The organism is Flavobacterium soyae, from assembly GCF_045348165.1.
GTDB classification, from domain to species: domain Bacteria; phylum Bacteroidota; class Bacteroidia; order Flavobacteriales; family Flavobacteriaceae; genus Flavobacterium; species Flavobacterium soyae.
On sequence record NZ_CP150845.1, the window covers coordinates 2,859,361 to 2,882,487 of the forward strand.

The window sequence follows — 23,127 nt, forward strand, 5'->3', positions numbered from 1 at the left end:
TTCTTTTTTGTAAATTTGTTATTCAATAACGAAGAAAATGACACAAATCACTTTAAATATTCCTGATAACGAATTGTCATTCTTTATGCAGTTGATAGAGAAATTTAATTATGAAACCGTAATTAATGAATTTTCTGTAAGCGAAGAAATGAAAAATTTGTTAGACGATAGAAGATCAACTTCAAAAGAAGATGATTTTCTTCCTTGGAACGAAGCTAAAAAACAATTACGTTTCAAATCAGAGAAATGATTTTTAATATTGTTATTGAACCGAGAGCACTTGCAGATATACAAGAAGCGATTGATTACTATGAGTCTAAGCAAAGCGGCTTAGGTGAATATTTTTATCAAGTGATTGATGAGCATTTGGATACATTATCGAAAAACCCTTTTTTTGAAATTAGATATAAGGATTATCGAGGTCTTCCCATTAAAAAATTTCCATTTATTATCTTTTATTTTATTGATGAGAAAGTGAAAACGGTATACATTATGTCTGTTTTTAATACATCATTAAATCCCTCAAAATATCCTCTTTAAGAAGTTTGAATTTTAATTTAAATTTTATTGTTTTAAATTGAGTATTCATATCTATTCAACTTTAGAGCCATTATAATTTGTGCTAATTCGTTTAATTCGTGGCGGAAAAAGCATTTAAACTTTGTAACTTTGAAGCTCTTAATTGTTAAACTTCAAACAAAATATAATGAGTCAGGAAATAAGAAATCTGGAGCCAAAAGCACTTTGGAACAAATTTGCAGATTTAAACGCCGTTCCGCGTCCGTCAAAGAAAGAAGAGCGTGTAATCGAGTTTATGAAAAACTTTGGAAACAGCTTAGGTTTAGAAACTTTTGAAGACGAAATACGAAATGTAATCATCAGAAAACCCGCAACTCCGGGAATGGAAAATCGCAAAGCCATTGTAATGCAAGGTCACTTAGATATGGTTCACCAAAAAAATGCAGATACCGTTTTTGATTTTGATACACAGGGAATTGATATGTATGTTGATGGTGACTGGGTTCGCGCCCGAGGTACAACGCTTGGTGCTGACAATGGGTTAGGAGTGGCAACAATTATGGCAATTTTAGAAAGTAAAGATATTCCGCATCCTGCAATTGAAGCGTTGTTTACAATTGACGAAGAAACCGGAATGACTGGTGCTTTAAACTTAAAGGGAGGAATTCTTCAAGGTCAGATTTTATTGAACCTGGATACGGAAGAAGATGATGAAATTGATATAGGATGTGCCGGTGGAATCGATGTAACGGCTGTAAGAACTTATAAGGAAGAAGAAGTTCCAGAAGGTTCTGTTGGATATACTATTACCGTAAAAGGCCTAAATGGAGGTCATTCTGGAATGGATATTCATAAAGGTTTAGGAAACGCAAATAAAATCATGAACCGCTTATTATTTGATGGTTTCGAAAACTTTGGATTACAGGTTTCTGAAATTAACGGAGGAAGTCTTAGAAATGCAATTCCAAGAGAAAGTACTGCTAAAGTAATTATCTCTCAGATGTTTGATGAAGCGTATGTTTATGATATGCAGGAAATTATTTCTGACATCAAAGCAGAATACAAAACTACTGAACCAAACCTATCTATCGAAATCGTAAAAACTGATTTACCTGAAAAAGTAATGGATCTAGGTGTTCAGGAAGGAATTATCAGAGCGATTTACGCGGCACAAAACGGAGTTTACAAAATGAGCGCGGATATGGCTGATTTGGTTGAAACTTCAAACAATATTGCAAGAGTTGTTGTAAAAGATGGAGAAATTTTGGTTGGATGTTTAACGCGTTCTTCTGTAGAATCTTCAAAATTTGATTTGGCTAATTCTTTACGTTCTGCTTTTGAATTAGTAGGATGCGAAGTTGAACTTTCTGGTTCTTATCCGGGATGGACTCCAAACGTAAATTCAGAAATATTAGAAGTTCTAAAAGATATTTACGAAAAACAAAATGGCGAACAGCCAAAAGTTGTGGCTTGTCACGCTGGTTTAGAATGCGGGATTTTAGGAACAAATTACCCAGATATGGATATGATTTCTTTTGGGTCAACCATTCACGGGGCGCACTCTCCAGACGAAAGAGCCAGTATTTCATCTGCTCAAAAATATTGGAAATTTGTATTAGAAATTCTTTCAAATATTCCGGTTAAATAAAAAAGTAATCAGTGTTCAGTTTAGTAATCAGTAAATCTGTTGACTAAACTGAACACTAAAAAAACTGAACACTGAACACTTTTTTTAATCTCTTTTAGGAGAATTTTTCTTCTCTCTTTTTTCTTCTTTCTTTTCTTTAGCCGTTTTTAACGGTTCTTTTTTTACCGTTTTTTTAGCATCTTGACCTTTTGCCATAATGTATTGATTTTATTTGTTTTACTGTTTTATTATAGTAAATATAGTTTTTTAAAAAATTATAAGACATAAAAAAAATCCCCAATTTTTAAAATTGAGGATTTGTATGTTTTTATAAAAGTAAAATTTAATTCCTTTTTAATACTTTATATTGTTCGTAGCAGCCGCTTATAGCATCTAAAATCTGTAAGTCATTTGCGGTTTGAATAAAAGCGTCAGAATAGTTGCAGCGATGCATGATTTCAGGAATTTCATCCTTGCTGATTCCTAACAGAACTGCTATGGTTTCGCGATCGTATTTAGTTTCTAAAAGATTTCTAATCGTATCGTCTTTTTTCATGTCCTTGAGTTTCTTGAGCTCCCGGCTGTTTTTTCCAAAGAAATTATAAAGCATATCTGCCGGATTAAAAATAGAACCCAATACTTTTCCAAAAGCATTTGGAGAATATTCACCCGCTTCGTAACCCTGGGTAAGTCCTGAAATACTATAACGGTAGTTTTCTTTGGTTGGAATTAACTTCGAATCAATTTCAAGATAACCTGTTAAATTAAATGGAGCAATAATAACTTCTTCAAGCGCAATTGCTTTTTCAGTAAGCTGAATTCGAGTTACTTTATTTTTTATCCAGTCATTTGTCACTCTGATCCTAAGAGATTGAAATCCTAAAAGAGAAAAATGAATTGTATCATTAGGCTGAACATCAATCTCAAAATACCCTTTTGCATCAGATTTTGCGCCGCGTACTTTATTGGTGTTAATGATATTTACATTTGGAAGAGGTTGTTTACTATCATCGTTTATAATGTAACCTGAAACCCTTTGCGGAGTTGTAGGTTCGGCATCTTGTGCAAAACTTACGGCAGAGAATAGTAAAAAAAAGAAAACTGCGAAATATTTCATATCCTGATTTAAAGCACTAAAAGTAGTAAATAGAGATTAAATATTTCGCAGTCTTCGAATATAATTATCAGAAAATTAACAAAGTCAGCAGTAGTGCTTTTGATATTTAAATAAAAAGAGAAAAGGAAGATTAAATTACATTGTTTTTGAATTACAAAACTCATTTTTAGAGATTAAAATTTACCCATTGGGTGTAAAAAAAACATTTAACACATAGAAACATAGGTTTTATATGTGTAAAAGGATATAAAAAGAAACTTGTTTCTAACACATAGCTCTCTATGTTTGTTTTAAATAAGTGAAACGATTTTTTTGAGAGTGCTAAATCTATGTTTCTATGTGTTAAAATTAATTATACTCAACGGGTTAAGATTCTTAATATAAAAAAAATCCCAAATTCCATTTATGTCAGGAATTTGGGATTTTATATTTTAAGATATTAAATTATTAATCTCTTCTTGGTCTTCTTGGTCTTGGCGAATCACCAAAACTTTCAGAACGTCTTGGGGCTCTGTCAGAACTTCCTTCGTTTCTTCTGAAACCACCTTCTCTTGGAGCTGAGTTTCTGTCGCTTCTAAATCCTCCGCCTGAACCTTCACGTCTTGGAGCAGAATTTCTGTCGCTTCTAAAACCTCCGCCAGAACCTTCACGTCTTGGAGCAAAGTTTCCTTCTCTTCTTGGTCCGCCAGAATTACGTCCGCCGCCACGGTTGTTGTGGTCACGTCTTCCGCCTCCGTCATTTTTAGAAATTTCAACATTAATACGACGTCCTTCTAACTGAACGTTGTTTAAAATATCCATTACTTTATCAGTATGCTCAGGATCAGTATTAAAGAAAGAGAAACCTTCTTTTACATCAACTTTGAAAACGTCATCACGACCTAAGTCTAATGTTTCTTTCAGGTAATCTTTAAGAGACATCCAGTCAAAATTATCTCTCGAACCGATGTTTACAAAATAACGAACTGCTCCGTTATTATTGAATTCTCTTGGTTCAGAATCACCTCTTTCACGTCTTTCCCCAGAAGATTGAGTAGATATATCTCTATTCTTTTTGTAGTAAGTAATGAAACGGTTAAATTCTACAGATACCATTTTCTTAATCAATTCTTCTTTAGATAAATCTTCAAGAACATTGTTGATTGCTGGTAAATAGTTGTCAATTTCGTGATCAACCTCAGTATCTTTAATTTTATTTGCTAAGTGCAATAATTGAATTTCGCAGATTTCGATTCCAGATGGAATAGTTTTTTCTTCGAATTTTTGTTTGATGATTCTCTCGATAGAAGAAATTTTACGCAACTCACTTTTTGTAACAATTACAATAGAAGTTCCTAATTTTCCGGCTCTACCAGTACGTCCGGAACGATGGTTGTACGTTTCGATTTCATCAGGTAATTGGTAGTTCACAACGTGTGTTACGTTATCAACGTCAATGCCACGCGCAGCAACGTCAGTAGCAACAAGCATCTGAATTTGTCTTCCGCGGAAAGATTTCATTACACCATCACGCTGTGCCTGAGATAAATCTCCGTGCAATGCAGCGGCGCTGTATCCGTCTTCAATTAATTTCTCGGCAATAGCCTGAGTATCTCTTTTAGTACGACAGAAAACCACAGAGAAAATATCCGGGTTTGCATCTGCCAAACGTTTTAAAGCTTCGTAACGATCACGGGCATTTACTAAGTAAAATTCGTGAGAAACTGTAGATGAACCAGAGTTTTTAGTCCCAACAGTAATTTCTAAAGGATCACTCATGAATTGTTTTGCAATTCTCGCAACCTCCTGCGGCATTGTTGCAGAGAACAACCATGTGCTTTTTTCGTCTGGAGTATCTGATAAAATAGATACGATGTCATCATAAAATCCCATGTTTAACATCTCGTCAGCCTCATCAAGAATACAGTAATCTATATTTTTAATGTTTACCAATCCTCTGTTAATCATGTCCTGCATTCTTCCCGGAGTTGCTACAATAATTTGCGCTCCTCTCTTTATTTCTCTTGCCTGCTCTGTAATACTAGCTCCTCCGTAAACTGCTACTACATTAATACCTTTTTCGTATTTTGAGTAGTTTTTAAGTTCGTTAGTAATCTGTAAACAAAGCTCGCGTGTTGGCGATAAAACTAATGCTTGTGTATTTCTGTTGTCGGCATCAATTTTTTGAATTAGCGGAAAACCGAAAGCTGCCGTTTTCCCTGTCCCTGTTTGAGCCAACGCAACCATATCCGTGTCTTTTTCCAATAATAGGGGAATCGCCTTTTCCTGTACCTCTGACGGATTTTCAAATCCTAGATCTAAAATCGCCTTCAGTAACGATTCATTCAATCCTAATTGTTCAAATTTATTCATATGTGTTTTTAAAATAGGGTGCAAAATTACTGTTAATTATTCAGATATACTAATGCAATTTTAAGATTTATGGATTTGTTATGATTTGATTATCAAAAAGTTATGTTTAGCGTAAAATCATTTTCGAAAGAAATCAAAAAAAATACGTCGTGAAATATCAATTTTGCCCAATAAAATGTTGTATTTTAAACAATTATTTTCTTGTGTTCAGGAAATCAATAAGTTGCTCAGTTGCCTTTGCACGATGGCTGATTTTATTTTTAATTTCTGCAGCTAATTCGGCAAAAGTTTCACTGTAATTTTCAGGCTGAAAAATCGGATCATATCCAAAACCGTGATTTCCGGTTTTATTTAAAATAATATTTCCTTTTGCCAAACCGGTAAAAAGATGCTGCTTTCCTTCTAAATTTAAAGCAATAACGGTCTTAAACTGTGCACTGCGGTTTTCTTCATTTTTTAAAGCTTCCAAAAGCTTGTTCATATTATCATCGGCATTTTTTTGTTCTCCCGCATATCGGGCAGAATAAACTCCGGGTTCTCCGTTTAAAGCTTTTACTTCCAAACCAGTATCATCAGCAAAACAATCATAGCCATATTTTTCGGTTACATAATTGGCTTTTAAAATTGCATTGCCTTCAATCGTATCAGCAGTTTCAGGAATTTCTTCGTGACAGCCAATATCTTCCAGACTTAATAGCTGAATAGATCCGTTTAGAATACTTTGAATTTCCTTGATTTTATTTAAATTATTTGAAGCGAAAACCAGTTTCATGTATTTTATATTTTAAAGTGAATTTTTCGATTAAAAAGATAAATATTATTCCAAATGTATAAGCAAGAATATCTGACCAAAGAAAACCCTGCCCCAATACATATCTTCCAAAAAGTGTTTTTCGAAGCTCAACAATCCATTCTGCCTCATAAAGCTGTAAAAACTCAATGCAGTAACATAGCAAAAGAGAAAATAAAGCTATTATAAAAGCTTTTCTAGTTGGAAAAAATATTCTCACCAAAAAATAAATCATAACGGCATAAAGAGAATCTCCAATCCATAAAGGAATAAAGAAGATTTTTCTTGAAAGGATTCCAAGAAGAATTGTGCAGAGAAAAATTAAGAAATAATAGATTCTGGATTTTTTCAAGTTTAGAAAGACTTTAGTTAAAAGCAAATTTATATTAAATTTTTTATTTGTAGATAAAGTTTGTCATTGCGAGGAACGAAGCAACCGCACTAACAAAAGTTAGAAAGCTGGACGTAATGGTACGCAGATGACGCTGATTTGAACAGATTTATTCTTGTTTTATGTCTTGCAGTTTTGTCGTTCCTAGGAATGACAAGATTGTGTCATGGAAATAAAATAAAATAAAATAAAATAAAATACATTTTTAGGGGACGAAAAATACAAAGGCTGAAATAAGTTTACTTTATTTTATAAATTTATCGGTTCTAAAAACTACCTATCTAAAAATAACCATATGAGTGTAAAATTTTTTACTCTGATTACAGCTTTATTTCTTCTTGGAAATCAGGGTTATTCTCAAAAAGACAATTTGTTTAACGTTAAAAAACAATTGGAGTATTGCGCAGAGCAGGCTTCAAAAACATTAAAGGTAATTCCGAATGACGGTACTTCGCCAAGAATGGTTCTGAATGGGAGCAAAGATTGGAAATTTGTAAATTACAAAGACTGGACAAGTGGATTCTGGCCTGGAGAGTTATGGTTTTTGTATGAAGCGACAAAAGATAAAAAATGGGAGAAAGAAGCCGATAAATTTACACGCTTTTTAACACCTTTGTCTGTTAGTAAAGCTGCAGATCACGATTTAGGTTTTCAGGTTTTTAATAGTTTTGGAAACGGATACAGATTGACTAAAAACAAAGAATACAAAGAAATTATTCTAAAAACAGCCGATACTCTGGCAGCACTTTTTAATCCAAAAGTAGGAACAATTCAATCCTGGCCTCATAATAAAATGGGCGGTCACAATACTATCATCGATAATATGATGAATTTAGAATTGTTATTTTGGGCTTCTAAAAACGGAGGAAATAAAAAATTGTATGATATTGCGGTAAAACATGCCGAGACAACAATGGCAAACCATTTTAGAGCAGATAATACTTCGTACCATGTTGTAATTTATGATTTTGAAACTGGTAAAAAAATAAAAGGAAGAACGGCTCAGGGTTACAGTGATGACAGTATGTGGGCGCGCGGGCAGGCGTGGGCAATTTATGGATTTACAATGGTTTACAGAGAAACAAAAGATCCAAAATTTTTAGACTTTGCTCATAAATTAACTCGTGTTTATCTGGATAAATTAACTACAGAAGATTTGGTTCCGTATTGGGATTTTAACGCGCCAGATATTCCAAATGCTCCAAGAGATGCATCGGCTGCTGCTATTGTTTCTTCGGCACTTTTAGAGTTGAGTTCTTATACGAAAGATAAAATGCTGAAAAACGAATATTTGACAAAATCTAAAAAAATGATTGTATCGCTTTCAGATAATTACCAAAGCCATGATGTTAACTCAGCATTTTTATTGCATTCTACAGGCCATAAACCTGCCGGAAGCGAAATAGATTGTTCTATAAATTACGCAGATTATTATTATCTTGAAGCACTTTTAAGACTTCAAAAACTGAAATAAAAATTTAAAATTATGATTAGGAAAATAAGCCGGATTTTATGTACAGTTATCATGGTGTTGATGCTTGTGGGCTGTAAAAATGCAAAACAAAAACTTCAGGAATATGTAACGACTTATAACAGTGTTGCTGCAAATTTTAAGGCTGAAGATGTTACGCTCACAACTGCCAGAGGTTATATTAATGATGATAAAATCGAATTGCGATTTGAAACTAATTTAGAGCAAAATGCAGTTAATAAAGTAAAGGCCGAGTCGTCGTTTCCAAAACTGCTGAAAGAAATGATTAACAAAGATCAAATTCCTAAGGAACTGGTTGAAGAAGGTATTCAGTTTGATGCTTATTTTTTAGCCGATGATAATACCGTTTTTGTAAAACAAATAATCAACAAAGAATCTCTGGCCGAATTGTTAAAATAATATTCAGATTATATATTTATTAAATCCTCTTTAAGCAATTTTAAAGAGGATTTTTTTTTAGTTATTAAGTTAATTCTTTTCATTCTTTTGTCGGGATAATCTATTTGTAGTCAAATAATTACATTTTAAACTTTTGCTTTTTCATTTTGCTTTTGTGTTAAAAGTTTATTATGTTTGAGTTAAAAATAAACCAAAAACCTAAAAAATTATGAAAAAAATTACCCAAATCGCATTTGCTTTTGCTGTTGCATTATTGCTGGTAAGCTGTAAAAATACCAAGCAAAAAATTCAGGAACATGTAAGTACTTACAATAATTCGTCTTCCATAAAAGGTAACGGAATTACCAGTACTACTGCAAAAGCATTTTTAAATGATAATAAAATTGAAATTAGAATTGAAACAAACTTAGAAGGTGATGAGGCTAATAAGCAGGCCGCTGCCAATTCATTTCCTGATTTACTAAAAGAAATGATTAAGAATGATCAAATTTCTACAGAATTAATTGGCGAAGGCGTAACGTTTGATGTTTACTTTTTGGCCTATAATAATATCATATTAGCTAAAAAAATAGTTGATAAAGAAGAATTAGCAGTTTTAGAAGGAACTGCGGAAGGAAAGAAGAAAACCGCAAAACTTTAATTTAAAAATATTAAATAAAGTATTGAAAATAGCCTCTTTGTAAATCATAGAGGCTATTTTCTTTTTGTTAAGAAAAAATAATTCTTTTGGATTAATTCCAACATTAGGTTATGTTTGTGTAAAAGTCTACTTAATAAAATCTTTAAAACTATGATCAAAAAAATTACCCAAATCACATGCACGATTGCTATTGCTTTGTTTTTAGTAAGCTGTAAAAATACAAAGCAAAAAATTCAGGAATATGTTAATACGTTTAATAATTCGAGTGTGCTTTTTCAAAATGATGTTATCAGCAGCGCAAGTGCAAAAGCTTTTTTAGCCGAAAATAAGGTTGAAATAAGAATCGATACCAATTTAGAAGCAGACGAATCCAGTAAATCTATTTATAGCCAAATGTTTCCCTCTATACTTAGCGAAATGTTGAAAAGCGATGCAGCTTCAATGGAACTAATTAGAGAAGGCGTAACGTTCGAAATGTTTTTTTTAGCTAATAATAGTACAATACTTGCTGAATTGAAAGTTGATGAAAAGGAGTTAAATAAAATATTAAGCAAAAATAACGCAGCTTCTATAGATAGAAAAGAACTTTCAAGTTCTGGTTTGAATCCTGAGATGGAGCAAATGCTGGCCATAATGAACCAGAATATGCCAATAACAAATGAAGACGGAACAAAAATCCTGAAAATTGAAATTAGCGATAAAAATGAATTGGTTTATAAAATTGAAGTGCCAAAACAATATTCTGAATTGCTTAAAGGTGAAGGAGCAAAGGTTTTAATGAAAGAAAGCATTTTAAGAAGCACTGATTTAAAAACTATTCTGGGTTCTATACAGCGTTATAACATTACAACAATAAAATATGTATATCAGGATGCTAAAGGTAAGCTGGTAAATGATATTGTTTTGACAGGAAAAGATCTAAAATAATCATGGATGAAAGATCAACATGGAGAACCGTATTAAGTGTTTTATCTGTTATAATTTTAGGAGGCAGACTGTTGTATACTTGTTCTAATATGAATAAACCCCGTTATGAAAATGATCCTGTTATGGAAAGTTTTCGAAATTCTCAGGAAACGATGAAAGAGAATTTTAGGCAGCAGCGAGAAATTCAAAAGAAATTGTCTAATACTATATTGTATACTAATTATGAAAGTTTAGATAGTTTATCAGCTTTGCAAAAAGACAATTACGGTATTCAAAAACTGGAAAAAGATTCATTAATATACATCGCATTAGATACGCAGATAAAAATACCAAAGGATTTTTATCTTCAAAACAGACATGATGATTCCTTGCGAATGGCGTTTAAATCACCGGATAATCTAAATGTTTTTATTCATGATTTTGAATCTAAAGCAGAAATTGAATCAAGTTTTAAAAATCTAAAAAACGGCGCCAACCTGCAAAAGTTTAAAGTAGAAAATACTATTGGAGACGTTAAGGCGATATCATACAAAATAACCAAAAAAAGTAAAAGGTATAATGGTTATGCTTTATGTTTTAAAAATGATGGATTTCTTAGTTTCTACGAGTTCGAAAGTAACAAACTTCCTCTTGATAAATTAAAAGGACGTGCTATTGAATTCTTTTCTCAAAATATGAAAGAGAAGAAATAAATTTCTTAAAATTAAAAAAGCCTCTTTGAAAACTCAAAAGAGGCTTTTTGTTTTAATTACGTCTCGTAACGTTTGTTAAATTATCAGGAAAATACAATTCTGATAGATTTGTAAATTCATCACCACGCATAAAGATATTAATGTCAACATCTGCAAAAGATGTTTTTCCGGCTGCAGCCAAAAGTTCGTTTGCAGCATGAAGCGTATTTTTATGAAAATGATAAACACGATCAGATTTATCGGTTACAACCAAACCTTTCATCAGCATTTTGTTTTGAGTTGCAACTCCCGTTGGACATTCGTTGTTATGGCAGCGCAAAGCCTGAATACACCCCAGAGAGAACATAAAACCACGTGCACTGTTACACATATCAGCGCCCAAAGCTACGGCATGCAGGATTGAATATCCGGATATAACTTTTCCGCTTCCTATGATGCGTATTTTGTCGCGAATATTTAAGCCAATTAGTGTTTTGTTTACGAAAATCAATGCCGGTTCAAAAGGCATTCCAACACCATCTGCAAATTCTAGCGGAGCGGCTCCTGTTCCTCCTTCGGCACCATCAACGGTAATAAAATCCGGATAAATATCTTCGGCAATCATTTCGTGGCAGATTGCCTCAAATTCAGTTGTATTTCCAATACATAATTTAAAACCAATAGGTTTTCCATTTGATAAATCACGTAATTGTTTCACAAAATGAATAAGTCCTTTAGCATCAGAAAAAGCATGGTGTCCCGGAGGAGAAAGAATCATAGTATGCGGTTCAACCCCTCTAATTTTAGCAATTTGTTCTGTATTTTTAGCCGCCGGAAGCACACCGCCATGTCCAGGTTTTGCACCTTGTGAAAGTTTAATTTCAATCATTTTAACGTTTGGGAGATTGGCTTTTTCCGAGAATTTTTCAGGGCTGAAATTTCCTTCGGCATCTCGGCATCCAAAATATCCAGTTCCTATCTGCCAGGTAATATCTCCGCCTCCGGCAAGATGAAATTCAGTTAAACCGCCTTCTCCTGTATTTTGATAAAAGTTTCCTTTTTTAGCACCAATATTAATGGCACGAACTGCATTTTCGCTCAGCGAACCAAAACTCATGGCCGAAACATTAAATAAAGAAGCTAAATAAGGTTGTTTACAATCTTTTCCGCCCACTAAAACTCGCGGTAATTCTTCATTTACTTTTGCAGGAAAAATAGAATGCTTTATACCTTCATAAGTTTCGGTATTTAAATTTTGCTGTGTCCCAAAAGGGGTACTCGAATCAATATTTTTGGCTCTTTGATAAACAAGAGAGCGCTGGTTTCTTGAAAAAGGTTTTCCATCAGTAGATCTTTCGATAAAATACTGTTGTATTTCCGGAGCAATCATTTCAAATAAATACCTGAAATAACCCAAAACCGGAAAATTCCTTAAAATGGCATGTTTTTTTTGAGTAGCATTATAAGCTCCAATAATCAGTAAAATTGGGATAATAAAAACGAGTAGATAACCTCGATCTGTGTAATGGTAAATTGCAAGAACAATTAGAAACAATAAGAATCCGTAAATGAAGAATTTTTTTCTCATGTTTTGAATAATAATAGTAAATAAGGTAATAATTTAATTAGTTGAACCGTAATCGAACATAGACGTGTTTAATGCCTTTTTTATCCGATTCCCTTTCGTCGATTTCAAGAATATCCGTTAATGATTTCAGCATTGGGGTAAGCTTAGAATAACCATAATTTCTTGGGTCAAATTCTGGTTTTTTCTTTACGATCAAATTACCCACATCGCCAAGAAATGCCCAGCCGTCATCATCTTCAATATCTTCAATTGTAGCTTCGATAAGGTCAATGGTTTGTTTGTCGACTTTGTGAAGTGCTTTTTCGGCAGGTTTTTCTACAGGTTTCTTGGTATCTGCTGCAGTTGCTTTTGGCTTTTTCTTTTGAATAGCACCATCCAGAACCTCAATATAAATAAACCTGTCGCAGGCAACGATAAAAGAACTTGGGGTTTTCTTTTCGCCAATGCCAATTACTTTCATACCAGATTCTCGAAGTCGAATCGCCAGACGGGTAAAATCGCTGTCGCTGGAAACAATACAAAAACCATCTAATTTCCCCGAATAAAGCAAATCCATAGCATCGATAATCAATGCCGAATCTGAAGAATTTTTTCCAACCGTATAACTATATTGCTGAATAGGAGTTATGGCATGCTCCAGTAAAACCGCTTTCCATCCGTTTGCGTTTGGCTTAGTCCAGTCGGCATAAATTCGTTTCGTTGTTGGTGTTCCAAGCTTTGCAATTTCTTCCATCATACCCTTTACATTGCTGTAGGGTACATTATCGGCGTCAATAAGAACAGCTAATTTTAATTCTCTGGAGTTGCTGGCAGGCATTTTTTTAGATATTAGAAATTAAGTACACTCAAAGTTAAAATTAAAATTCGTTTTTATATGAGTTTATTGTTGAATAAGTGTTTTTGACCGTGTTAATTATTTTGGTTATAAATAAGATTTTTGTTAGAAAAATTAATTAAAGATAAATTTGTCTTTTATAATGAATTTAAATACATTTGTAAGGAATTAATCAAAAGGTATATGTTTTCAAAAGCGTGTGAGTATGGAATAAGGGCTTCCATTTTTATTGCAACCAAATCTTCAGAAGGAATTAGGGTTGGAATAAAAGATGTTGCCAAAGAGATTGATTCGCCGGAACCTTTTACGGCTAAGATTATGCAGATTTTAACTAAAAACGGGATCATTTATTCGGCAAAAGGGGTAGGAGGAGGTTTTGAGGTTTCGAAAGAAGTATTAAAATCGATAAAATTAATTCAAATTGTTGATGCAATTGACGGAAATACTATTTATAAAGGCTGCGGAATTGGCCTGAAAGAATGTTCAGAAATTCATCCTTGTCCGGTACATAATCAATTTAAAAAAATACGCGAACTACTTTTGGCAATGCTTACTAATACTACTTTAGAGGAGCTGGCACTTGGTGTAAATGCTGGAAATTATTATTTAAAAATCTTTAATAAAAGCGAATAAATCTTATAATTTAAATATAAAATAATGAATAAAAAAGTCACAATTTCGATGGTAATGCTAATGGGGTTTTTAGCAGTAACTTCTTGCGGAAAGAAAGAAGCAGCTCCTGCTGACGAATCAACAGAAATAAATGAAACAACATCAGATGAAGGTGTAAAACCAGAAGCTGCAGTTGAAAATGTTCTGGTTATTGAAGGAAATGATCAAATGCAGTTTAATAAAAATGAACTGAAAGCAGTTGCAGGAAAACCTATAAAACTTACTTTAAAACATGTAGGGACAATTCCAAAAGAAGCGATGGGGCATAACTTGGTAATCCTTCAGCAAGGAACAGATGAAAGTGCTTTTGCAGCGAAAGCGATCGAAGCAAAAGCTACAGATTATATTCCGGTTTCTGAAAAAGCTTCTATTGTAGCTCATACAAAATTATTGGGCGGAGGTGAAGAAGATACTATCGAATTTACAATTGATAAAAAAGGAACATACAACTTTTTATGTACTTTTCCTGGCCACGTAGCCATGATGAAAGGGGTATTAATTGTAGAATAAATACAAGAACTCTAAACCTGATTTTGGTTTGGAGTTTTTTAAAATATTAATAAAAGATAATTTTGTCTTTTATTAAAAATCAAAATAAATATCAATATTAATTTTTACGAAAAATGGAAAATTTAAAAAACAAAACAATCGGATCATTTGTGGCTCAGGATTATAGAACTGCTGCCGTATTTTCTAAATATAAAATAGATTTTTGCTGTAAAGGAAACAGAACCGTTTCTGAAGTATGCGAGAAACAGGAAATTAATTCTGACGCACTGCTTCAAAATATTTATGATGTTTTGCAGTCAGAAAACAACAGTGGAATAGACTTTAATTCATGGCCTTTAGATTTATTGGCAGATTATATAGAAAAAACGCATCACCGTTATGTTGAAGAAAAAACACAAGTCCTGCTGACTTTTCTAGATAAATTATGCAAAGTTCACGGGGCTAACCATCCTGAATTGTTTAGAATTAATGAATTGTTTATTGGATGTGCGGGAGAATTGTCACAGCACATGAAAAAGGAAGAACTAGTTTTATTTCCTTTTGTAAAAAGAATGGTAAAAACTAAAGACGGGAACGGAATTTTATCACAGCCTTCTTTCGGAACGGTTTCAAACCCAATTGCCATGATGATGCACGAACATGAAAATGAAGGTGACCGTTTTAAGGAAATTGCAGATTTGACTAATAATTATACACCTCCTGCTGATGCCTGCACGACATATAAAGTTACTTATGCTATGCTAAAAGAGTTTGAAGAAGATTTGCACAAGCATATTCATTTAGAGAATAATATTTTGTTTCCAAAAGCGGTTGCGCTGGAAGAAGAATTTGCTTAACTATAATTTTAACTAGAGAAAAACACTGATAAATTCCAGTTGTGGAGTATTATCGGTGTTTTTTATTAGATTGAGCTTAAAAAATTAAACACATAGGAACATAGGTTTTAGAAGAATTATAAAAAGAGAATTTAAAAAAAATCTAGATTTTTACACATAGTTATGTTTGTTTATGCAAATGAAATGCCTTTTTAAGTCTGCAAAACCTATGTCTCTATGTGTTTAAAAAAATATACGTTATGAATCTCCAAAAAACCTGGATAATCTGTTGTTTCTTTAATTTTCTGATCGCCTGCGCATTTGGATTATTAATGCGGTTTATGTTTCTTTTTCCTTTAGATTTTATAAACTACAGTTTTATACTTCATGCGCATTCTCACGTTGCCATGCTTGGCTGGGTTTATATGATTATTTATGTCTTAGTAATTCATTTTTTTATTCCGAAAGAAAAAAGCCGGAAACCTATTTATAATAGATTGTTTTGGTTAACTGAACTTTCTGTAATAGGAATGATGATTGCTTTTCCTATTCAGGGTTACGCATTGTTTTCTATTATATTTTCGACAATTCATATTTTGTTGAGTTACGTTTTCTGTCGATTAATTTGGAAAGATCTTCCGAAAGAGAAAACGCCTTCACAAAGACTTTTAAGCGCTTCGATTTTATTTATGGTTTTTTCTACTTTTGGCGTTTGGTGTTTGGGTCCGGCAGTAACCACATTAGGAAAACAAAGTGCCTTTTATCAAATTGCAATTCAGTTTTTTCTGCATTTTCAGTTTAATGGCTGGTTTTTATTGGCCGTTTTGGCTTTGTTTTTAAAACAGTTTCAGAATAAAATTAAAAAAGCAAGGTTTAAAAAATTCTGTATTATTTTGATTATTTCAATACTATTAACTGTTACATTCCCAATAAGCTGGTTTGTAGAGAGCAATGTTTTAAACTGGGTAAATATTTTTGGAGTTTTATTACAGTTAACAGCTTTTATTTATTTCTGCAAAATGCTCCAGCCCCAAATAAACGATTTTAAGGCTAATTTGAGTAAAGAGGCTAAAATGGTTTACGGTTTGGCATTATGCTCTTTATTTTTAAAAATAGGAATTCAATTGTTGACCATTTTCCCAAATATTGCTGAAGTTTCACACCAAGTCAGGAATTTTGTGATTGGATTTATTCATTTAACCAGTTTAGGGATTATCACAGGTTTTTTATTTGGAATATTGCTTCAAAATAAAATGCTTTCCAGTGATTCTTTGTCTTTAAAAATAGGGGTGAGATGTTTTATTTTCGGATATATCGCAACCGAAGTTTTATTGTTTTTACAGGGAGGATTTTTCTTTTTTAATAATGGAATAATTTTAGGCTATTATCAAAGTATTTTTGTTTTTAGTTTATTGCTGGTTTTAGGATTACTATTGATTACAGCCGCTATTTTAAACAAAAAACAAGAGTCGATTCATTCCTAAAAATCTTCTCTTGTTTTTTACTAATTCAACCTATTCAAAATTTTAAATTTTTTCTGCTTCATTATTTATGGTTTCTATCGTTTTTTCATTGTTTACACCTAAACCTTCTTGTTGAAAAACTAATTCTCCTTCGGGATTAAAAACGCTTATAATATTAGAATGCGAAAAATCTACGGGAGATATTTGTTTGTAATTCACAGCTAAAACAGCTGCAAATTCACGAGTATTTTCTTCAGAAGATCGAAGAAAAAGCCACGGATCCTGATTCATTTTATTTGAAATTGCAAAAGCTTTTAATTTTTCAGGCGTATCAGTTTTTGGGTCAATACTTACTAAAATAAGTTTTACATTCTTTTTGGTATTTTTATTGAGTTTTGCTTCAATATCGCGCATATCTGCTACTAATCTGGGGCAGGCGGCTTTACAGCTTGTGTAAATCATTACCATAACCAGTACATTTCCTCTAAGGCTTTTTAGTTCAATATCATTTCCGTTTTGAGTCGTCCATTTAGAAGGAAGATTATAGATGGATAAATCACTTATTTCCTTTTTTGTTACTGCAGTATCCTTTTTATTTTCTTTACAGCTTTGTAACGAAAACAGCAGAATAAAAACCGCAATTATTATTTTTTTCATTGCAATTAATTTAAAGATTAATTTTTGGTTTTGTAGAACTGGCGCATCTAAAACCAAGATTTCGGGTTGAGTATTGTGCTTTAAGGCTTCCTCTAAAGGCATAACGCATAAATGCAGCATAATCCATTAAATCGGAGGCGTTTACAGAAGCGCTTCCGCAGAATAAATTCTTGTCACTGCTTTTGTCTTTTCTAGATTCTCCCGATAAAAAAATGCTGTTAAAATCTGATGTCCATTCCCAAACCAAACCATGCATATCGTAAACTCCCCAATAATTTTTAAACGTTTTTCCTACTTCATTTTCATACGTTTTTGACTTTTCGTACCAGGATAAAATGTAATTATTGAATTCCTTTTTGGTTCTGGCATCAATTGTTTTTTCATCGGCCATCGCTGCATATTCCCATTCATTCATTGTTGGTAAACGTTTTCCCTGACATTCACAGTATTTTTTTGCAGCAAACCAGGAAACAGCCGTTATGGGCGAATTTGGTTTTGAACTGCCAAAATCAAAATCATTTTCCCAGTAAGATAAATACGTTTTATCAGCAAAAATTCCCTTAATTTTCGATTTACTATAAGCGGGATTTTTTTTAACAAAACTCAAAAAATCAGCATTCGTAACTGGATAAATGTCTAAATAAAAAGATTTTACAGATACAGGTTTTTTAGATGAGGCTCCGTAAAGAGGAACAAAACGTCCCTCTTTTATCAGAGCCATTCTAATTTCCTGAGCTATTGTTATGCCTGTAAGCATCAGGAAAAAGGTAAGAATGAAAATGTGTTTTTTCATGCTTTATTTTTGATTGTTATCGCAGTGCTTTTACCATTTCCGGAGTAACTTCTGTTTTGTTATTGCCCCAGCTGTTGTAGATATAAGTAAGCACATTTGCTATTTCATCGTCAGATAAATTTTGTGCAGGCATTACGTTGTTATATTTTTTTCCGTTCACGCTTACTTCTCCGGTTAAACCGTGTAAAATTGTTTTAATAGCACGTTTTGAGTCTGCATTTAAATAATCTGATTTTGCAAGAGGAGGAAAGGTATTTGGAATTCCCTGCCCTTCGGCTTGGTGACAAGCAAAACAAGTAGTCCCAAAAATTTCTTTTCCAATTTTTATTCTCTCTTCGGCAGTTCGTTTAGGTGTTGCAGTTTTTACAGCTGTACTTTCAGGCATTTTTTGAATCGTTCCGCCTTCAGGCAGATAAATTCCTTCCTGAATAGTTCCTGAATAAATGTTTTTATTTTCTTTTCCTTCCACTTTCAGCATTCCCAGCGCTCCTTTATTAAATGCCCTAAAAATAGAATGATCAACCAGAATAAAAGTTCCCGGAGTTTCTACTTTAAAATCGACAATTGCTGCGCCGCCGGCCGGAATTAAAGTGGTCTGCACATTTTTGTTAATTACATTTCCCCCTTCTACATGAACATGGTCAAATATTTCTCCAATAACATGAAAAGATGATACTAAGTTTGGACCGCCGTTACCAACAAATAAACGGACTGTTTCTCCAACTTTTGCCGTTAACTCGTTTCCGTTTGTCAACGAACCCACTTTTCCATTAAATACAACATAATCCGGGGTTTCTTTTACGGCTTTATTCATGTCGAATGGCTGTAAGCCTTTTGCTCCATATTCACCCTGTGTGTAGAAATCGCCCTGCATAACATAATATTCTTTATCAACAGGAGGAAGCCCGCCTTCTGGTTCAACTAAAATCAAACCATACATACCGTTTGCAATATGCATTCCCACAGGAGCTGTTGCACAATGGTATACATACAATCCCGGATTGATAACCTTAAAACTGAAAACTTTTTCGTGTCCAGGCGCAACAAGCGATGAAGTTGCCCCGCCTCCAGGCCCGGTTACAGCATGTAAATCAATATTATGCGGTAATTTATTATCAGGATGGTTTTTTAAATGAAATTCTACTTCATCACCAACACGAGTTCTAATAAAGCTTCCCGGTACAGAGCCGCCAAATGTCCAATACGTATATTTTACGCCATCAGTCATTGTGCCTTCCTGTTCTTTGATTTCCATGTTTAATTTGAGTTTCATGGCTGTTCTGTTTCCAACTGGTTTTGGAACCATTGGCGGAGCAGTAAGTTCAGCATTCATTTCTCCTTCAGTCATTATATCAGCATAATTTACTGACTCTTCTTTTTTACAGCTTCCTAAAAAAATAGTAAAAAGTAAGCATAACAACATGTTCATTTTAATCGAAATGTTATTTTTCTTTTTCATAAGGTTTGGTTTTATTTAGTTTTAAATCAGGAGTAAAAATAAAAGACTATTTTATCTTTTATTATGATAAAAATCATGTAATACTTACAAATAATACCCTTATATTAAATTAATGTATATAGTTTTGTTATGCTTAACTATTTTAAATTCAATTCTTTAAGCCGATGTAAATTTTTTGTAAATTAATATTTTGATATTTTTTTAATAAAAACAAAAGCCCAACTCTATTTTAGAATAATAATCATTATTTTTGCGACCTGTATAAATAAAATTATTACTTCAAAATATATTTATGGTAAAAGATTTATTCGAAAGAATTCAGGACAATAAAGGACCTTTAGGAAAATGGGCTTCTCAGGCAGAAGGTTATTATGTTTTCCCAAAGTTAGAAGGAGAGTTGGGTCCGAGAATGACATTTCATGGAAAAAATATTTTAAACTGGAGTTTAAATGATTATTTAGGTTTAGCCAATCATCCAGAAGTTCGTAAAGCAGATACAGATGCAGCAATTCAATATGGTGCTGCTTATCCTATGGGAGCCCGTATGATGTCTGGACACACAACTTATCATGAACAATTAGAAAATGAATTAGCTGCTTTTGTTATGAAAGAATCAGCTTATTTGTTGAATTTTGGTTATCAGGGAATGGTATCTATTATTGATGCCTTGGTTACAAAAAACGATATCATTGTTTATGATGTAGATTCTCATGCTTGTATTATTGATGGTGTTCGTTTACACATGGGTAAACGTTTTACTTACAAGCATAATGATCTTGAAAGTATGGAGAAAAACCTGCAGCGTGCTACTAAAATGGCCGAAGAAACAGGCGGAGGTATTTTATTTATTACCGAAGGTGTTTTTGGAATGCGTGGACAGCAGGGAAAATTAAAAGAAATTGTAGCATTAAAACAAAAATACAATTTCCGTTTATTGGTTGATGATGCACACGGTTTTGGTACACTTGGCAAAACAGGTGCCGGAGCAGGTGAGGAGCAGGGAGTTCAGGATGATATTGATGTTTACTTCTCTACTTTTGCAAAATCAATGGCAAATATTGGAGCTTTTGTAGCTGCAGATAAAACAGTTATTGATTACTTAAAATACAATTTACGTTCGCAGATGTTTGCAAAAGCATTACCAATGATCCAGACAATTGGTTCATTAAAACGTTTAGAGTTATTACGTAATTCGTCTGAAATTAAGGATAAACTTTGGGAGAATGTAAATGCATTGCAAAGCGGTCTTAAAGAAAAAGGATTTAATATTGGAGATACCAATACTTGTATTACTCCGGTTTATTTAGAAGGAAGTATTCCTGAAGCTATGATAATGGTAAACGATTTAAGAGAAAACTATGGTATTTTTCTTTCTATTGTTGTTTATCCGGTTATACCAAAAGGAATTATTTTGTTAAGAATGATTCCAACAGCTTCTCATACTTTAGCAGATATCGAAGAAACATTAACAGCTTTTGAAGCTATTCGTGAGAAATTAGTCAGCGGAACTTATAAAGAAATTGCAGAACGTACAACTGTAGATGTTTCGTAATTAATTTAAAAAATAGATTTCCTTAAGTGGGAATTATGTAAAAAAATCCATTTGTTATACGAATGGATTTTTTTTTATTTGAATTAACTTTATATAAACACGAAAATAAATACAGCATTATGAAAAAAGCAGCAGCAATATCGACTCTTATTTTAACAGCTCTTATTTCCTGTAAAAAAGAAACTGCCGCTGCAGAGCCGGTACAAATTACACCAAGCCCTCAAAAAGAGGTAGAAATTGTAGAACCGGCAGGAAATCAATGCTATATTTGGAAAGCAAATGGAAGTATAATTGAAATAAGTTTTAATGTAAATTCTCACCAGGAAGTAAATGGAAAATTAAGTTATAACCTGGCAGAAAAAGATAAAAATGAAGGAACACTGATTGGAAATATGAAAGGCGATACATTAGTTGCGGATTATACTTTTAATTCTGAAGGGGCTTCATCAGTACGAGAAGTTGTTTTTTTACAAAAAGACGGAACTCTTATTGAAGGGTACGGAGATGTTGTACAAACTAATGACAAAGTATCATTTAAAGATAAAACAAAGCTGAAATTTGATCAGAAAAACAAACTGACCAAAGTTGACTGCAAAGTAGAATAATGAATTGCTGTTAATGTGAAAAATCCATTCGTTTTGGGGGCGAATGGATTTTTTTATGTTATTACTGAATTACTGAGACAGCGACTGAAAGCTTATAAATACTTCAAATAAGTCTTTCTCTGACAGTGAATTTTCGGGTCAAAGTTTTTCCAAAGTAAATGAATTGCTGTGTTTTCGGCTAGTTCAGGAGTTCTGATACAATTTTGAATTCCTTTCTCAGAAAAAGTTTTAAAATATTCATCAAAAATAATCGCCGTAACACCTTTGTTTTGGTAATCAGGATGAACTCCAATAAGGTAAAAAACAACATCTTTGCTTTTCTTTCTTGCCTTCAAAAGATGAATAAAACCAAACGGAAAAAGTTTTCCTTTTGCTTTTTGCAGCGCCTCACTAAAACTTGGCATTACAATACTAAAAGCAACTAAATTATCGTCTTTATCAACCACAAATTTTATATATTCCGGATTGATGAAGCTGATGTATTTCTTTTTAAAATATTCTTTTTGAACATCTGAAATCGCCACAAAAGAAGCTAATTTCGAGTAAGATTCGTTAAACAAATCAAACATTTTGTCAACGTGCGGCATTATGTCTTTTGTTTTGTTGAAAGTTAATGCCCTAAGTCCGTAACGTTTTTTAATTAATTCCTGTGCTTTTAGGAAAAAATCAGGTTTTACATTCGAAAAAGGGAAAATACTTTCTATATATTCTTTCTCAATTTGAAAACCTAATTGTTCAAAATGAGTAACATAATAAGGATTATTGTACCAGGTAATCATAGTTCCCATTTGGTCATAACCTTCTGTAAGAACCCCAACTTTATCTAAGTTAGAAAAACCCATTGGGCCTTCGGCATGTTCTAAGTTATGTTTTCTTCCTAATTCATAAACTTTTTCAAGAAGGGCTTTTGTTACCTCGATATCATCAATAACATCAAACCATCCAAAACGAACCTTTCTTTTATGCTGATTATTTACTTCTGCCCAATTTATAATAGCTGTAATTCTCCCAACAATTTCGCTGCCTTTGTAAGCCAGATAAAAATAGGCTTCTGCATTATCAAAAGCAGGATTTTTAGTTTTATCAAAAGATTCTAATTCATCAGCAATAATAGGAGGAACCCAATACGGATTGTCTTTATAAAGAGAGAACGGAAATTTTATATATTCGGTTAGTTCTTTTTTAGTTTTGGCTTCTTTGATTGTAATCATTAAGGTGGTATTAGCTCCTTGTTTAAAGGTTTGATTATTAAA

At 32.9% G+C, this 23,127-nt stretch carries 24 protein-coding genes; 14 read left to right on the forward strand and 10 right to left on the reverse strand.

Annotated elements, in window-relative coordinates; all coding sequences use genetic code 11:
- Positions 1 to 37: 37 nt before the first annotated feature.
- The 3 genes from AABD74_RS12235 (at position 38) to AABD74_RS12245 (ending at position 2,167) form a co-directional block, all read left to right on the forward strand.
- On the forward strand, positions 38 to 250 hold the full coding sequence (locus AABD74_RS12235) for a hypothetical protein (protein ID WP_232681431.1): 213 nt from the start codon (positions 38 to 40) through the stop codon (positions 248 to 250).
- Positions 247 to 540, forward strand: coding sequence for a type II toxin-antitoxin system RelE/ParE family toxin (locus AABD74_RS12240; protein WP_232681432.1), 294 nt, complete (start codon positions 247 to 249; stop codon positions 538 to 540). Before AABD74_RS12235 ends, AABD74_RS12240 begins: the two co-directional genes overlap by 4 nt.
- A 166-nt stretch (positions 541 to 706) precedes the next feature.
- Positions 707 to 2,167, forward strand: a complete 1,461-nt coding sequence (locus AABD74_RS12245) for an aminoacyl-histidine dipeptidase (RefSeq protein ID WP_406843048.1) — start codon at positions 707 to 709, stop codon at positions 2,165 to 2,167.
- A gap of 322 nt (positions 2,168 to 2,489) precedes the next feature.
- Here AABD74_RS12245 and AABD74_RS12250 read toward each other — a convergent pair whose 3' ends face one another.
- The 4 genes from AABD74_RS12250 to AABD74_RS12265 all read right to left on the reverse strand — a co-directional run bounded on the left by AABD74_RS12250 (position 2,490) and on the right by AABD74_RS12265 (position 6,784).
- The gene (locus AABD74_RS12250; protein WP_232681434.1) at positions 2,490 to 3,263 is read right to left on the reverse strand and encodes a carboxypeptidase-like regulatory domain-containing protein; all 774 of its coding nucleotides are present in this window, start codon (positions 3,261 to 3,263) and stop codon (positions 2,490 to 2,492) included.
- 447 nt (positions 3,264 to 3,710) lie between these two features.
- Complete coding sequence (locus AABD74_RS12255) at positions 3,711 to 5,615, reverse strand: DEAD/DEAH box helicase (RefSeq protein WP_232681435.1); 1,905 nt, start codon at positions 5,613 to 5,615, stop codon at positions 3,711 to 3,713.
- A 193-nt stretch (positions 5,616 to 5,808) separates the two neighbouring features.
- Complete coding sequence (locus AABD74_RS12260) at positions 5,809 to 6,387, reverse strand: non-canonical purine NTP diphosphatase (RefSeq protein ID WP_232681436.1); 579 nt, start codon at positions 6,385 to 6,387, stop codon at positions 5,809 to 5,811.
- On the reverse strand, positions 6,362 to 6,784 hold the full coding sequence (locus tag AABD74_RS12265; RefSeq protein WP_406843049.1) for a DUF2809 domain-containing protein: 423 nt from the start codon (positions 6,782 to 6,784) through the stop codon (positions 6,362 to 6,364). The genes AABD74_RS12260 and AABD74_RS12265 overlap by 26 nt, the downstream gene beginning before the upstream one ends.
- 307 nt (positions 6,785 to 7,091) lie before the next feature.
- Here AABD74_RS12265 and AABD74_RS12270 point away from each other — a divergent pair, with 307 nt between their 5' ends.
- The 5 genes from AABD74_RS12270 (at position 7,092) to AABD74_RS12290 (ending at position 10,946) form a co-directional block, all read left to right on the forward strand.
- On the forward strand, positions 7,092 to 8,270 hold the full coding sequence (locus AABD74_RS12270; protein ID WP_406843050.1) for a glycoside hydrolase family 88 protein: 1,179 nt from the start codon (positions 7,092 to 7,094) through the stop codon (positions 8,268 to 8,270).
- 12 nt (positions 8,271 to 8,282) lie between these two features.
- Positions 8,283 to 8,687, forward strand: coding sequence for a hypothetical protein (locus AABD74_RS12275; protein ID WP_406843051.1), 405 nt, complete (start codon positions 8,283 to 8,285; stop codon positions 8,685 to 8,687).
- 208 nt (positions 8,688 to 8,895) lie between these two features.
- Entirely contained in the window at positions 8,896 to 9,327 is a 432-nt protein-coding gene (locus AABD74_RS12280; protein WP_232681440.1) for a hypothetical protein, read from the forward strand.
- A 150-nt stretch (positions 9,328 to 9,477) separates the two neighbouring features.
- The gene (locus tag AABD74_RS12285; RefSeq protein WP_406843052.1) at positions 9,478 to 10,254 is read left to right on the forward strand and encodes a hypothetical protein; all 777 of its coding nucleotides are present in this window, start codon (positions 9,478 to 9,480) and stop codon (positions 10,252 to 10,254) included.
- Between the two features lie 2 nt (positions 10,255 to 10,256).
- Positions 10,257 to 10,946, forward strand: coding sequence for a hypothetical protein (locus AABD74_RS12290; RefSeq protein WP_406843053.1), 690 nt, complete (start codon positions 10,257 to 10,259; stop codon positions 10,944 to 10,946).
- Between the two features lie 52 nt (positions 10,947 to 10,998).
- Here the strand turns inward: AABD74_RS12290 and AABD74_RS12295 are convergent, their stop codons facing one another.
- Both AABD74_RS12295 and AABD74_RS12300 read right to left on the reverse strand, forming a co-directional pair.
- Positions 10,999 to 12,513: an FMN-binding glutamate synthase family protein gene (locus AABD74_RS12295; RefSeq protein ID WP_406843054.1), complete on the reverse strand. Its 1,515-nt coding sequence runs from the start codon at positions 12,511 to 12,513 to the stop codon at positions 10,999 to 11,001.
- Between the two features lie 37 nt (positions 12,514 to 12,550).
- Positions 12,551 to 13,330, reverse strand: coding sequence for an NYN domain-containing protein (locus tag AABD74_RS12300; protein WP_232681445.1), 780 nt, complete (start codon positions 13,328 to 13,330; stop codon positions 12,551 to 12,553).
- A gap of 201 nt (positions 13,331 to 13,531) precedes the next feature.
- Between AABD74_RS12300 and AABD74_RS12305 the strand changes: the two genes are divergently transcribed.
- From AABD74_RS12305 to AABD74_RS12320, 4 genes are all read left to right on the forward strand, one after another.
- Positions 13,532 to 13,981, forward strand: coding sequence for an RrF2 family transcriptional regulator (locus AABD74_RS12305; RefSeq protein WP_406843055.1), 450 nt, complete (start codon positions 13,532 to 13,534; stop codon positions 13,979 to 13,981).
- A gap of 24 nt (positions 13,982 to 14,005) precedes the next feature.
- On the forward strand, positions 14,006 to 14,530 hold the full coding sequence (gene azu / locus AABD74_RS12310; protein WP_232681447.1) for an azurin: 525 nt from the start codon (positions 14,006 to 14,008) through the stop codon (positions 14,528 to 14,530).
- A 113-nt stretch (positions 14,531 to 14,643) separates the two neighbouring features.
- Entirely contained in the window at positions 14,644 to 15,366 is a 723-nt protein-coding gene (gene ric, locus AABD74_RS12315) for an iron-sulfur cluster repair di-iron protein (RefSeq protein WP_406843056.1), read from the forward strand.
- A gap of 239 nt (positions 15,367 to 15,605) precedes the next feature.
- Positions 15,606 to 16,829, forward strand: coding sequence for a hypothetical protein (locus tag AABD74_RS12320; RefSeq protein WP_406843057.1), 1,224 nt, complete (start codon positions 15,606 to 15,608; stop codon positions 16,827 to 16,829).
- 42 nt (positions 16,830 to 16,871) lie between these two features.
- Here the strand turns inward: AABD74_RS12320 and AABD74_RS12325 are convergent, their stop codons facing one another.
- From AABD74_RS12325 to nirK, 3 genes are read right to left on the reverse strand one after another with little or no spacing between them, the layout of a single operon-like run.
- Positions 16,872 to 17,465 carry an SCO family protein gene (locus AABD74_RS12325; protein ID WP_406843058.1) on the reverse strand — a complete coding sequence of 198 codons (594 nt, stop codon included), beginning with the start codon at positions 17,463 to 17,465 and terminating at the stop codon, positions 16,872 to 16,874.
- Between the two features lie 10 nt (positions 17,466 to 17,475).
- Entirely contained in the window at positions 17,476 to 18,258 is a 783-nt protein-coding gene (locus AABD74_RS12330) for a formylglycine-generating enzyme family protein (protein WP_406843059.1), read from the reverse strand.
- Positions 18,259 to 18,274: 16 nt separating this feature from the next.
- Positions 18,275 to 19,717, reverse strand: a complete 1,443-nt coding sequence (gene nirK, locus AABD74_RS12335) for a copper-containing nitrite reductase (protein WP_406843060.1) — start codon at positions 19,715 to 19,717, stop codon at positions 18,275 to 18,277.
- Between the two features lie 292 nt (positions 19,718 to 20,009).
- Here nirK and AABD74_RS12340 point away from each other — a divergent pair, with 292 nt between their 5' ends.
- Both AABD74_RS12340 and AABD74_RS12345 read left to right on the forward strand, forming a co-directional pair.
- Positions 20,010 to 21,269, forward strand: coding sequence for an aminotransferase class I/II-fold pyridoxal phosphate-dependent enzyme (locus AABD74_RS12340; RefSeq protein WP_232681452.1), 1,260 nt, complete (start codon positions 20,010 to 20,012; stop codon positions 21,267 to 21,269).
- Positions 21,270 to 21,388: 119 nt separating this feature from the next.
- A complete protein-coding gene (locus AABD74_RS12345; protein WP_406843061.1) occupies positions 21,389 to 21,874 on the forward strand; it encodes a hypothetical protein in 486 nt (161 codons plus the stop codon).
- Between the two features lie 92 nt (positions 21,875 to 21,966).
- On the opposite strand, the gene AABD74_RS12350 is transcribed toward AABD74_RS12345, so the two are convergent.
- Entirely contained in the window at positions 21,967 to 23,085 is a 1,119-nt protein-coding gene (locus AABD74_RS12350) for a GTP cyclohydrolase (protein ID WP_232681454.1), read from the reverse strand.
- Between the last annotated feature and the right edge of the window lie 42 nt (positions 23,086 to 23,127).